General features: G+C 48.4%; 10 protein-coding genes, 1 tRNA gene and 1 other annotated feature. All 11 genes read right to left on the minus strand.

The features are described from left to right. Positions 1–2 precede the first annotated feature (2 nt). The 11 genes from AC4E8B_RS18680 to recQ all read right to left on the minus strand — a co-directional run bounded on the left by AC4E8B_RS18680 (position 3) and on the right by recQ (position 12,805). A complete protein-coding gene (locus AC4E8B_RS18680) occupies positions 3–1,535 on the minus strand; it encodes a 2-isopropylmalate synthase (RefSeq protein WP_490214819.1) in 1,533 nt (510 codons plus the stop codon). Continuing rightward, complete coding sequence (ilvC, locus tag AC4E8B_RS18685; protein ID WP_490214820.1) at positions 1,522–2,544, minus strand: ketol-acid reductoisomerase; 1,023 nt, start codon at positions 2,542–2,544, stop codon at positions 1,522–1,524. The genes AC4E8B_RS18680 and ilvC overlap by 14 nt, the downstream gene beginning before the upstream one ends. A 47-nt stretch (positions 2,545–2,591) precedes the next feature. After that, on the minus strand, positions 2,592–3,110 hold the full coding sequence (gene ilvN, locus AC4E8B_RS18690) for an acetolactate synthase small subunit (protein WP_490214821.1): 519 nt from the start codon (positions 3,108–3,110) through the stop codon (positions 2,592–2,594). Further along, positions 3,107–4,822: an acetolactate synthase large subunit gene (gene ilvB, locus AC4E8B_RS18695; RefSeq protein WP_490214822.1), complete on the minus strand. Its 1,716-nt coding sequence runs from the start codon at positions 4,820–4,822 to the stop codon at positions 3,107–3,109. Before ilvB ends, ilvN begins: the two co-directional genes overlap by 4 nt. Before the next feature lie 81 nt (positions 4,823–4,903). Further along, positions 4,904–5,158: a binding site (T-box leader), on the minus strand. 17 nt (positions 5,159–5,175) lie between these two features. Then, positions 5,176–6,081, minus strand: a complete 906-nt coding sequence (ilvE, locus tag AC4E8B_RS18700; protein WP_490214824.1) for a branched-chain-amino-acid transaminase — start codon at positions 6,079–6,081, stop codon at positions 5,176–5,178. Positions 6,082–6,960: 879 nt separating this feature from the next. After that, positions 6,961–7,037, minus strand: a tRNA-Arg gene (locus AC4E8B_RS18705). Between the two features lie 166 nt (positions 7,038–7,203). Beyond that, a complete protein-coding gene (locus AC4E8B_RS18710) occupies positions 7,204–7,728 on the minus strand; it encodes a metallophosphoesterase (RefSeq protein WP_490214825.1) in 525 nt (174 codons plus the stop codon). Then, entirely contained in the window at positions 7,721–8,335 is a 615-nt protein-coding gene (locus tag AC4E8B_RS18715) for an XTP/dITP diphosphatase (RefSeq protein WP_490214826.1), read from the minus strand. Before AC4E8B_RS18715 ends, AC4E8B_RS18710 begins: the two co-directional genes overlap by 8 nt. A gap of 19 nt (positions 8,336–8,354) precedes the next feature. Continuing rightward, positions 8,355–9,098 carry a ribonuclease PH gene (gene rph / locus AC4E8B_RS18720; protein ID WP_490219777.1) on the minus strand — a complete coding sequence of 248 codons (744 nt, stop codon included), beginning with the start codon at positions 9,096–9,098 and terminating at the stop codon, positions 8,355–8,357. A gap of 118 nt (positions 9,099–9,216) precedes the next feature. Then, positions 9,217–10,290, minus strand: coding sequence for a GerMN domain-containing protein (locus tag AC4E8B_RS18725; protein WP_490214828.1), 1,074 nt, complete (start codon positions 10,288–10,290; stop codon positions 9,217–9,219). A gap of 355 nt (positions 10,291–10,645) precedes the next feature. Further along, positions 10,646–12,805, minus strand: a complete 2,160-nt coding sequence (recQ, locus tag AC4E8B_RS18730) for a DNA helicase RecQ (protein ID WP_490219778.1) — start codon at positions 12,803–12,805, stop codon at positions 10,646–10,648. Between the last annotated feature and the right edge of the window lie 5 nt (positions 12,806–12,810).

The raw sequence follows: 12,810 nt of genomic DNA on the forward strand, positions 1-12,810 counted from the left end.
TTTTATAAAGCCACTTGCGTTTTTTCTTCTAGATAAATGACCCGGTTCACAGCGTTCAGATAAGCTTTTGCAGAAGCTTCCAGAACATCCTGCGCAAGCCCCCTCCCGCTCGTTTCCCTGCCGTTGTATTTCATTTTGACGAATACCTGCGCAAGGGCATCCCGGCCAGCTCCGACCGACTGGATCCGGTAATCAAGCAGGTTCACTGTACCGTTCACTGATTTTTCCAGCGTGTTGTACAGAGCTTCAATGCTGCCCGCCCCGGTTGCCGCCTCCTGGATCACTTCATTTTGCCTGCCTGACAGTGTAACTGTGGCAGTCGGCACTTGATTGGTCCCGTATTGGACCTGAATCTGCAGCAGCTCATAGAATTGCTGGTCTTTTGACAGCCTTTCCTCCAGGACGATCGCGGCTAGATCATCATCTGTCATCTCTTTCTTCCTGTCTGCCAAATCTTTAAAAATAGCAAACAGCGGCTTGATTTCATCTTCCGGAACAGTGAGTCCCAGCTCTTCCAGGCGGGATTTGAACGCATGCCTGCCAGAATGCTTGCCGAGAACCATAGAATTGGAGTGGAAGCCGACAATTTCAGGCGATATGATTTCGTAAGTCGTCTTCTCTTTGAGCACGCCATCCTGGTGAATGCCTGACTCATGGGCAAAAGCATTCCTGCCGACAATTGCCTTATTCGCCGGGACAGCCATGCCGGTCAGCTTGCTGACCAGGCTGCTTGTTCTGCTGATTTCCTCAAGCTTAAGGCGGGTCCCTGCCTGATAATGGTCCTGCCGTATGTGCAGGGCGACGGCAAGCTCTTCCAGCGCAGCATTCCCGGCCCGTTCACCGATGCCATTGATGGTCCCTTCAATCTGCCCTGCACCATTTTCGATGGCGGCGAGGGAATTGGCAATCGCCATGCCGAGATCATCATGGCAGTGCGCCGATAATATGACTTTATCAATGGAAGGAACATTTTCTATTAAGTATTGAAAAATCTTCCCATATTCACCAGGGGAAATATAGCCGACCGTATCAGGTATATTGATGACCCGCGCCCCGGCCTGGATGACTTCCTCAACGATGCGGGCCAGAAAAGGCAGCTCCGTCCGGCAGGCATCCTCTGCCGACCATTGAATGAGCGGGAATTTCCCGGCTGCATATTTTACAGCAGAAACCGCCGTCTCCACGACTTCTTCCTTTGACTGCTTCAATTTATACTGCCGGTGGATAGGGGAGGTTGCGAGGAAGACATGCAGCCTCGGATCCTCCCCCTCCCTCAATGCTTCCCAGGCTGCATCGATATCTGACATCACCGATCTTGCAAGCCCTGTAACCGAGCAGTTCCTGATGAGGCCGGCTATCTCCCGGACTGAAGTAAAATCGCCTTTTGAAGCTGCCGGAAAACCGGCTTCTATAATATCGACATTGAGCCTTTCAAGCTGTTTCGCAATTTCCAGCTTTTCAGAAAGATTCAAATTGACTCCCGCAGACTGTTCCCCGTCACGCAAAGTCGTGTCAAAGATATTAATGGTTCGCACTGACAGCCACTTCTTCCTTTTTCTCTTTATTTACAAATGGCATCATTTTTCTCAGCTCCCTGCCGACCTGTTCAATCGGATGCTCATTTTCGCTGGCATTGATGCTGTTGAAGACCGGCCTGTTTGCCTGGTTTTCAAGGATCCACCCTTTCGCAAACTTGCCTTCCTGGATATCCTTCAGGACTGCCTTCATCTCCTGCTTCACTCTATCGTCGACTACCCTCGGCCCGCTGACAAAATCGCCCCATTGCGCCGTATCGGAAATGCTGTATCTCATTCCTTCAAGACCGCCTTCGTACATCAGGTCGACAATCAGCTTCAGCTCGTGGAGACATTCAAAGTATGCAAGCTCCGGCTGATAGCCTGCCTCGGTCAATGTTTCAAAGCCTGCTTTCACAAGTGACGTGAGCCCTCCGCACAGTACAGCCTGTTCGCCGAATAAATCGGTTTCTGTTTCTTCCTTGAATGTGGTTTCCAGCGCCCCTGCCCTCAGAGCCCCAATCGCTCTGGCATAAGCAAGCGCAAGCTCCTGGGCTTCTCCCGTTACATCCTGATGGACAGCAAATAATGCCGGCACCCCTGCTCCTTCCTGATATGTCCTTCTCACCAGATGGCCAGGGCCTTTCGGAGCCACCAGCAGGACATCACAAGTCTTTGGCGCAACAATCTGATGGAAGTGGATATTGAATCCGTGGGCAAACAGCAGGGCCTGATTTGTAAGATTCGGCTCAATTTCTTCCTTGTAGACTTTAGGCTGAAGCTCATCCGGCAGGAGGACCATGACAATATCGCTTTGTGCAACAGACTCTCCGACAGCGAATACCGGGAACCCGTCTTCTGCAGCTTTATCCCATGACTTTCCTTTTCTCAGCCCGATTACGACATCAGCACCGCTCTCCCTAAGATTTTGGGCATGTGCATGGCCCTGCGATCCATATCCGATCACCGCTACCTTCTTTCCGTTCAAATAAGCTGGATTTGCGTCTCCGTTATAATACATTTTCGCCATGTTTCATTCTCCCTCTCGTGTTTGGATTATTTTATATAGAAATGTTTTTATACAATTGAATAATTTTTCGGCTGTCCCTGGTTCCTCTGGCTGCCCCTGGTAAACGCTGTTGTCCCTGTCCGGGCGATTTCCTTTATTCCATAAGGCTTTACGAGTTCAATGAAGGCTTCTATTTTTTCCGATTCTCCCGTGATCTGGATGACCAGGCTGTCTTTGCCGATATCGATCACAGAGGCCCGGAATGGCTCAATCAGCGAATATAATTCACTTCTTGTCTGAGGCAGCGACAGCACCTTTATCAATGCAAGCTCCCTGGCGACAATCTGTTGGCCGCTGATATCATTCACTTTTAAAATATCAATCTGTTTATTGAGCTGTTTTGCAATCTGCTCTGCGGCTGATTCATTGTCCACATGAACCGTACAGGTGATCCGGGAAATACCCTCCTGCTCGGAATGCCCGACCGAGATGCTTTCAATATTGAAGTTCCGCTTTGAGAACAGATTGGTGATTCTATTGAGGACCCCAGGCCTGTTCATCACGGTTAAACAGATGATTCGTTTCATGGTTTTACACCTTCCATCTCATGGTGCCCTCTGCCCGGGGCGATCATCGGAAATACATTTTCATCGGGAGCTATCCTGAAGTCGAATAACACCGGCTCATCGCTTTTGAGTGCTTCATCCAGCACCTTTACGGCCTCTTCTTCTGTGCGGATTTCATAAGCTTTGATGTCGTAAGCTTCCGCCAGTTTGACAAAGGAAGGCTGATACTGGGCTTTGCTGTGCGAAAAGCGGGAATCATAAAAGATTTCCTGCCACTGCCTTACCATCCCAAGCGCCCTGTTATTGAAGATGGCTATTTTCACCGGGAGATTAAGCTCACGGATGAGGCCGAGCTCCTGCGCAGACATCTGGAAGCCGCCGTCGCCAACAACCGATATGACCAGGGAATCCGGGGCAGCGAGCTGCGCCCCGATGGCCGCCGGCATCCCAAATCCCATCGTGCCGAGCCCGCCTGAAGTGACCCATTTTCCTGCTTCCTTAAAGCGGTAATATTGGGCCGCCCACATTTGATGCTGGCCGACATCCGTCGTAACAATCGCATCTCCCGCCGTCTTTTCAAACAAAAGCTCCATGACCCGCTGAGGCTTTAATTCAGCAGACTTTTGGAAATGGTAAGGGAATTCATCTTTCCAGCTTTTAAGCTTTGCCATCCATTCGCCATGTTCGGGCGGCCTTCCCTTCTGGCCGGCAAGCTGGCTGAGAGCTTCTTTTGCATCAGCCACAACCGGAATTTGGGTTGGGACATTTTTGCCGATCTCAGCAGGATCGATATCGACATGTGCAACTTGTGCGCCAGGTGCAAAATAGGCAAGATTGCCGGTGAGCCTGTCATCAAATCTCGCGCCGATATTGATCAGCAGATCGCATTCATGCAAGGCCATGTTGGCCGCATAGCACCCATGCATCCCGGCCATCCCGATAAACAGGCTATGGTCGGCCGGAAAGCCCCCGAGCCCCAGAAGGGTATGCACTACCGGAAGCTGCTGCTGTTCGGCATATTCCTTAAGGAGACCTGATGCCTTTGCATGGAGGACGCCGGCACCTGCCAGGATGACAGGTTTTTTTGCCCGGCTTACCGCCTCTGTCAGCTTGCGGATCTGGAGAAAATTGGGCTGCAAGGTCGGCTGATAACCCGGGAGGCTGATTTCTGCTTCCTCGGGCGGCTGTTCGGCGCCCGCTGCGATATCCTTGGGAATATCGATCAAGACCGGCCCCGGCCTTCCTGTAGAAGCGATATGAAAGGCCTCCTTCACAATCCTCGGGATATCACCTATATTCCTAGCCTGATAGTTATATTTTGTAATAGGGGTAGTGATCCCGAGGATATCAGCCTCCTGGAAAGCATCCGATCCGATGACGCCTGTTGCCACCTGCCCCGTAATGACAACGAGCGGCAAAGAATCCATCATGGCGTCGGCAAGGCCTGTAACAATATTGGTTGCCCCCGGTCCCGAAGTGGCGATGACAACTCCAGGCTTGCCGGAGATCCGTGCGTATCCTTCTGCAGCATGGATGCCTCCCTGTTCATGCCTGGGGAGCACATGAAGTATGCCAGAATCATAGATTTTGTCATAAATCGGAAGGACCGCCCCTCCCGGATAGCCAAAAATCACTTCCACCTGTTCCTTCTCCAGTGCCTGCAATAACAATTCAGCACCGGTTGCCGGCTTTGTGCCGGTTTGATCTTCTGCAAAGGCAGCTTCCTGCAGCATCCTGATAAAACCTCCTTTTTTCTGAAAGAAAAAAACAATATAAAAAGCCTTCCCATCCCCAATAATGCCTGCTTCAGCAGACGAAGGGATGAAAAGGCTTTGTCAGCCTGTTCCACGGTACCACCCTGATTCACGCAATTTGCGTGCACTTATGGACAGCAGCTGCTGCCCTTTTTGGTAACGGGTGCTTTCACACCCGGCCGGCCCTACTCGTTCAACTTTCAGGCTGGCGCTCTGAGGGGAGTTCATTTTGCGGCAGGATTGCCGGCTCTCAGCCTGCCCGGCTCTCTGTAAATCCTGGTCCGCAAACCTACTTATCCTCATCTGCGCTTTTCAAATATAGTGATATTCTGTCAGCTTACATGGGATTCAAAATGCTTTGGAGCCACTTTAACACCTTCTGAAACCACTCTCTCCCTGAATTTCACCAGGAGCTCTTTAGTATGCGCCCCCGGATGCCCTTCACCGATTATCCGGCCGTCCACCTTTACAACTGCAATGACCTCGGCGGCCGTCCCTGTAAGGAATACTTCATCCGCCGTATAAACATCATGCCTTGTGAAAGGCTCCTCCTTCACTTCATAGCCAAGCTCCCTGGCGATTTCCATGACCGCATTGCGGGTAATCCCTTCAAGCGCCCCAACGTATCCTGGAGGTGTATAAAAGCAATTATCTTTGATGATGAATACATTATCAGCCGATCCTTCCGCCACATAGCCCTGATCATTCAGCATAAGTGCTTCGCTCACATTTGCGAGGCGGGCCTCAATCCTTACCAGCACATTGTTCAAATAATTCAAAGACTTAACTTTCGGGCTCAATACATCCGGCCTGTTCCTTCTGGTCGCTACTGTGACTATCTCAAGCCCTGTCTCATACAATTCTTTCGGAAAGATGCTGAGCGGCTCGACAATCACTACAACATTTGCTTTTTTGCAATTGTAAGGATCCAGCCCCAGGTCGCCGACTCCCCTGGAAACAACAATCCGGATGTAAGCATCTTCATAAGGATTTTTTTCTACAGTGGCAACAATGATATCTGTCAGTTCTTCCTCTGTATATGGCATTGTCAGCAAAATGGATTTGGCTGAACGATAAAGCCGGTCCATATGCTCCTTCATCCTGAAGATGTTTCCGCTGTATACCCGGATCCCTTCAAAGATTCCGTCGCCATATAGGAAACCATGGTCATAAACGGATATTTTCGCATTTTCTTTCGTCACAAACTCCCCGTTTAAAAATATCAATTGCTCAGACACGAAAAACACCTCTTCAATTTAATGTATACACGCTTTAAACGGTTGAAATGACAGGTTAAAAAAATATGGGTTCCATTCTTTCGCTTCTGGTGTGAAGCGGTTTGTTTTATTATTTGAGGACTATCTTACGCTCATTTTTTTTTGGAGTCAACACCATTTTCAAGAATTATTTGATAATTTAGATTAATCAGACTTATTGAATGCGCTTACATTGCTTGTATATGTGATTTTAGTAAGAGGAAAAAAAATCAAAAAAATCTTTTCTCCCCCTGCCCCCGGATTATCAATTCTAATTCCTGTATACATATTGTCTGGAAAGGGGTTTGCTGATAATTTTTTGAGTTTTGTATGGGTTTGTGGATTTCCGTTCCAGGCACTTCGCTTTCCGCGGGGCGGCGCTGCAATCCAGAGGAGTCTGCGTGCCTTCCTCTCCACTTAACAGGCTCTCAAAATTTTGAGGTGATTAAAGTCTTTCCCAATGCTTTTTCAGTATAGAGATGCTGCCCCAAGGATTTTCAGCTGTAATTTTCATGAACATATAATATAGAAGAAACCGGTTAATCATGTTAGGAATACTGACATACAAAGAAGCGCTTTCATTTTGTGAGAGATATAATATTTACTTGCTGCAATTCCCGATTAAACAATCTTTGGGTATGAATTTAAAAAAGAGGAGATCTTTCAGAGGCAGACCAAAAATGCAAGCGCCTTGATGAGCAACGGCAAGCATAAGCAATCCAGCTTATGACCTAGAAGGGCCAGGCAGTGGAGCTGGACGTATATAAAGAATTAAATTCATCCAGAAACTAATTTCCCATATAATAAAAAAACCGCTATTTGACATGTGTCAAACAGCGGTAATATAGGTGTATGTAGTAATGGCGTCCCAGGAGAGATTCGAACTCCCGACCGACGGCTTAGAAGGCCGTTGCTCTATCCTGCTGAGCTACTGGGACAATAATTTTCAATAAGTTATCGCGAGGACATTTTTTATTATAGTAGACAAATAAATGAAAGTCAACAACTTTTCAGGAAAAATATAATAAACCTGGCATCTTCTTTTTTAAAGCTGATAAAGCTCCGCTATTGAAAGAGGGGTTGCCCCCTCACACAATAAAGGATTTATTCTCTTTCAGGCAGCTGAAAACTCTGTGACAACTGTTCAAGCTTCCCGGCATCCAGGTCATATACATCCACACGGACTTCCCTCCCTGCCGTTTCCAGCAGCAGATAGGTCCTTTCATAGCGTCCCCGCGGCAGCCGTATGCTCCCCGGGTTCAAAAACAGCCTTCCATCAATCATTTCTGCCCCAAGCTCATGGGAATGCCCGAAACAGATGATATCCGCACCTTCCTCTTCGCCTTTATACTTCAGCTTCATAAGGCTGCTCTTCACCCCGTACAGATGCCCATGCGTAACAAAAATCGTCAAGCCTCCAAGAATTTTGGCAAAACGGTCAGGGTAGGCAGGATCATAATCGCAATTTCCCCTTACTCCAGCAAAACCCGACATAGCCGGATGTCCGGCAGGCAGCTCGGAATCTCCGCAGTGGATCATGAGATCAGCATCTTTTCCATGCTTCTCAGCGAGCTGTGCAACTTCCTCCTCCAGTCCATGGCTGTCGCTTACGAGCAGAATTTTAGCCATTGGCACCATCCCCTTTAAAAAGGGTCCCCAAACTGTTTTCAAGCTTTTCCAGGGCCTTGGCCCTGTGGCTGATCTGGCTTTTCTCTTCAGGAGGGAGCTCTGCCATGCTTTTATTTTTTTCAGTCACAAAGAAGATCGGATCATAGCCAAACCCATGGCTGCCCCTTTTTTCAGTCAGGATCCTGCCCTCACACGCGCCGGAGACGGTATAAGCATCCTTGCCTGGCACGGAAACAGCCAAGGCGCAATAAAATCTGGCTGTCCTCTTTTCTTCCGGAACACCTTCAAGCTCTGCGAGCACCTTCTCCATATTCGCTTCATCACTTTTCTCTTCTCCGGCATACCTCGCTGAATAGATGCCAGGCCTGCCCTCAAGGGCATCGATCATAAGGCCCGAATCATCGGCAATGACGATTTTTCCCAAAGCTTTAGAGACAGCCTCTGCTTTTAGGACTGCATTTTCCTCAAATGTGCTGCCAGTCTCTTCAATATCCTCAAATTCAGGGAAGTCGAGAAGGGTTTTCACTTCATAGCCCAGAGGCTTGAACATCCGGCTGAATTCCTTCGCTTTCCCTGCATTTTTCGTTGCAATAATAACTTCCTGCACAGTTTTCATCTCCCTGGATTTACTTTTCGATCTGTGAGCTGATTTTTTCGCCGAGCACTTGCTTTTGGATATCAAACAGCCTGCCTACGCCTTCTTCCGCTGCTTTTAACAGCTCCGTCAGCTGGCTCGCTGAAAATGTTGCTTCTTCTCCTGTACCCTGAAGCTCCACAAATTCGCCATTGCCAGTCATGACCACATTCATATCCACTTCGGCCTTGGAATCTTCTGCATAATTCAGGTCAAGGACCACCTGCTTGTTTTCGAGGATTCCCACACTTGTAGCTGCAAGGAATTGCGTAATCGGATATTTTGATAACTTCTTGCTGGCATACAGCTTTTCAACAGCAATTGCCATTGCGACAAATGCACCTGTGATGGAAGCTGTCCTTGTCCCGCCATCAGCCTGGATCACATCGCAATCCAGCCAGATCGTTCTTTCACCCAGTGCCTCGAGGTCTACGACAGCTCTTAATGCACGTCCGATCAAACGCTGTATTTCCATCGTGCGCCCGGTGATTTTCCCTTTTGCAGCTTCACGGATATTCCTTTGCTCTGTTGCACGGGGCAGCATGCTGTATTCAGCAGTAATCCACCCTTTTCCTTCGCCTCTCATAAATGGGGGCACCCGCTCATCAATGCTGGCTGTACAAATCACCTTTGTATTGCCCACGCTGATCAGCACAGAACCCTCTGGATGCATCAAATAATTCGTTTCAATATGTATCGGCCTTAACTGCAGCTGTTCACGCCCGTCTTTCCGCATATTCATTCCTCCTTTGAACCTGTTCCGGCTGTCTGTATCCGGAATCCAATAAAGAAGAGGCGGCAAATAATTGCCTACCTCTATCCTTGTCATTATATAGTATATCAAAAAAGTTTTTTTAAAAACTACCTGTATTCACATTTTCAGGCCGTGTAACCGGTTCTGTCAGTTTTTCGCCATTCTCATCTACAAGCTCTGCCTTCCCGTTTACAGTGACCGCAACACTTTCAATGCCTTTTTGTTCTGTCAGAGACAGTACAAGCGAATTAAGAAGGTGCTGGGAAATGATTTTTTCCTCAAAGCTGCCATAGACAGATTCGTTGAAATCCACTGTTGCCAGGCCATTTTCAATCTTAGGATCGCCAGTAAGCTCAACCTCCGGCATAAAGTCTGTAAACAGATTGGATGTGAAGCTTGGGCCCTTGACGAGCTCCTTCACTACCGCTTCCACCTGATTGTCTTCCTGGGCGCTGATGCGCTTGGTCACCGGTACATAATAATAGGCGCCTTCTTCACCGCCAAGGTAATAAACCGTCAGGGATTTTGTATTAGAAATATCCACTGCATCAGAAGTGTCCATATTGATGCCCTTTGACCTGGACAGGGTTTCGCTGATCGGCGTCCCATTTACAGGCATTTCTGTCAGTGCATGGCCATTCATCTGGAGCTTCACTTTCTCGATCGAATCGAATTGTGTGAGCGTCCAGGTCACAGACTCAAGGATTTTTTCTTCATCCTCGGCCTGGTATTCTCCGAACTCTTTCGAAAAATCAACGGTTGCCACCTTATCCTTCACGTTTACGCTTATTTTCGTATCTGCAGGAAGGACTGCCCTGAAGTCATTCGGCAGCATATCGGTAACTGGCCCGTTCTGCACGAGATACTCCAGCGCCTGTGTAGCAACGGACTCTGTTTTCGGCAGAGTCAGCGTCTGCGGCACTACATAGCCATTTTTATCAACCAGATATAATTCGGTCTGGACAGACCCCTCTACCTCTGCCTCTTCACCAGCCTGCTCTGCCTCAGTCCCAGCCGTTTCCTCAACAGCCGTTTCACCATCTTCTGTATAGCTGACCTCTTTCGGAGGATCGATCTTTTCTTTTTCCCCGATCCCGAACAGCCCGCATCCGGATAAAAGCACAGAAGAAGCCAGTACTGCTGAAACCATTGTTGCCTTTTTATTTATAGACATATTAAATCCCTCCCAGAACAGTTTGTACTACATATATACGAGCCTTCCGGAAAAATAGACCCCTGAGAGAAAAATAATTGGGACAAACGAAATGTGAAGGGCGCTTGCTTAGCCCCGACAAGCATAAGACGCTTAGGAATAAAAGGCGTTCTTTGCCTTTAATTCCTAAGTGGCTTATGACTCGAGGGGCTAGCGCCCGGAACTGGACAAAACGAAATGTGAAGGGCGCTTGCTCAATTAAGGAACGCAGACTAAGGACTCCTAATCCAGCGCCATGCACATCCCCCGCTTTCTGCACAAAAAACAAGCAGACCCTTTAAGGGCCTGCTTGTTTAATATGTTCGCTGCCTGCTGTTCAAGATGTGACGGCTGCTTCATTCTTCACCAGTACTGCTTTGATTGTGAAATAGTCGATTTCATCCCCGAGGAGATCTTTGATGGGCTTGAGTTTTGTATCTCCGCTTTCACCAGCTGCCGACAGGATCTTCTGCTCTGTTTCTTCATCGAACAAATCAGACCAGTTGAACGGACTGCCCTCAGCCACTGCCCGGAGGACATGGTTTTGGACCGTCACTAAAGAAAAGCCGCGCTGCTTGGCAATCTCTTTTATGCCCATCCCTTCCATATAGTGATTATAGGAAACCATATAGCTTGGCTCCTCATCTGCCTTGAGCCTGTCAGCCTGTTTTTCCACTTTCGGCGGAAATGCAGACGGCGGTTCAATATTGTTTTCCTGCATATATAATTTGATTTCCTCAGCGAACATGCTGCCGTATTTATCATACTTCATCTGCCCGACGCCTTTGATCTGCAGCATAGACTCCCCATCAGCAGGGTAATACTTGCTCATTTCACGCAATGTGCTATCAGGGAAAACAACATATGGCGGGATTTTCCCCTGTTCAGCCACCTGCTTACGCAATGCACGCAGCCGCTCAAACAGGTCATGGTCCCCTTCAGCTTCGGGCTTCTGTTCGATCGCCTTTGTTTTGCGCATCATGATTGTTTCCTGCCCCTTAAGAATCCCCTGGACCCTTGATGTCAGCATGATCACCGGATATTTTCCGTCTGTCAGGCTGAGAAATCCTTCAGCAAGCAGATAGTTAATCACAGCAGCAATTTCTTTTTCCGCACGATTTCGCATCAATCCATAGGTAGACAATTCATTGAATCTCATATCGCGGATTCTTTTATTATTGGAACCTTTCAGTACCTGGGCTGTAAGACTCACTCCAAAGCGCTCACCCATACGTTTTATGCAGGAAAAAATCATCTGGGCTTCAAGTGTAATATCAATCTTCTCTCTGTCATCGATGCAATTGCTGCATTTTCCGCAGCGGCTTTCATCGCTTCCATGGTCGAAGTACTCAATGATGTATGATTGAAGGCATTGCTCTGTATGGCAGTAGTTCACCATCCGGTTCAGCTTGCTGAATTCAAGCTCCCTGTTCCGGCTGTCCAGCCCGGTTTCCTCTATCAGGAACTTCTGCAGCTGGATATCCTGCTGGGCGAAAAGAAGGATGCATTCGCTCTCCTCCCCGTCACGCCCGGCCCTGCCGGCTTCCTGATAATAAGCTTCAATATTCTTCGGCAGGCTGTAATGGATGACAAACCGGACATTTGATTTATCAATCCCCATGCCAAACGCATTGGTGGCCAACATGATGTCTGTCTGGTCATGAACGAAATCGTTCTGGGCCGTTTTTCTGTCTTCCTCATTCATGCCGGCATGGTAGCGTGAAGCAGGGATGTTTTTCCCTTGTAAAAATTGCTGCAGCTGGTCCGTTTCCTTGCGGCTGGATGTATAGATAATACCCGGCTGCCCTGGATGCTTACGGATATAGCCCGCAATGAATTCTCTCTTATTGACACCTTTGGCCACTTTAAAAGCCAGATTTTCCCTGGCAAACCCGGTAATGAAGATATCTTCGTCCCTTATCTTCAGCAGCCCGCAGATATCATTGGCTACATCCTCGGTCGCAGTGGCGGTCAGTCCGACAAGGGTCGGCCTGCCGTTCAGCTGTCCGAGCGCAGATATGATGCTGCGGTAGCTCGGCCGGAAATCATGGCCCCATTGGGAGATACAGTGCGCTTCATCGAAAACTATCATAGAAATATCGATAGAATTCAGCAGATGGATGAATCCAGTGGAATCAAACCGTTCCGGCGCAGCATAAACCAGCTTATATTCTCCATTCCGAATCCCTGAGGTCCTTTCCATCAGCTCCTGCTGTGTGAGGCTGCTGTTTATGAAAGTGGCGGACACGCCTGCTGCAAGCAATGCGTCTACTTGGTCCTTCATTAAAGAAATGAGCGGGGAAATGACGATGGCGGTGCCAGGCATCGCGAGTGCGGGAATTTGAAATGAGAGGGATTTTCCTCCTCCTGTCGGGAGGATGCCAAGGGTATGGCGGCCATCCATTACATTCTGGATGATTTCCTTTTGGCCATTACGGAAGGTGGAATAGCCGAAATATTGCTTTAACAGCTTTTCCGCTTGTTCTATCAATATCATCACCT

The sequence above is a fragment of the Bacillus sp. SRL543 genome, assembly GCF_984799205.1.

What these genes read in the sequence shown, in the direction of transcription:
- AC4E8B_RS18725 (WP_490214828.1), bottom strand. Translation starts at nt 10,290, where the DNA reads ATGTCTATAAATAAAAAGGCAACAATGGTTTCAGCAGTACTGGCTTCT.
- ilvN (WP_490214821.1), bottom strand. Translation starts at nt 3,110, where the DNA reads ATGAAACGAATCATCTGTTTAACCGTGATGAACAGGCCTGGGGTCCTC.
- ilvB (WP_490214822.1), bottom strand. Translation starts at nt 4,822, where the DNA reads ATGCTGCAGGAAGCTGCCTTTGCAGAAGATCAAACCGGCACAAAGCCG.
- ilvC (WP_490214820.1), bottom strand. Translation starts at nt 2,544, where the DNA reads ATGGCGAAAATGTATTATAACGGAGACGCAAATCCAGCTTATTTGAAC.
- rph (WP_490219777.1), bottom strand. Translation starts at nt 9,098, where the DNA reads ATGCGGAAAGACGGGCGTGAACAGCTGCAGTTAAGGCCGATACATATT.
- recQ (WP_490219778.1), bottom strand. Translation starts at nt 12,805, where the DNA reads ATGATATTGATAGAACAAGCGGAAAAGCTGTTAAAGCAATATTTCGGC.
- AC4E8B_RS18710 (WP_490214825.1), bottom strand. Translation starts at nt 7,728, where the DNA reads ATGGCTAAAATTCTGCTCGTAAGCGACAGCCATGGACTGGAGGAGGAA.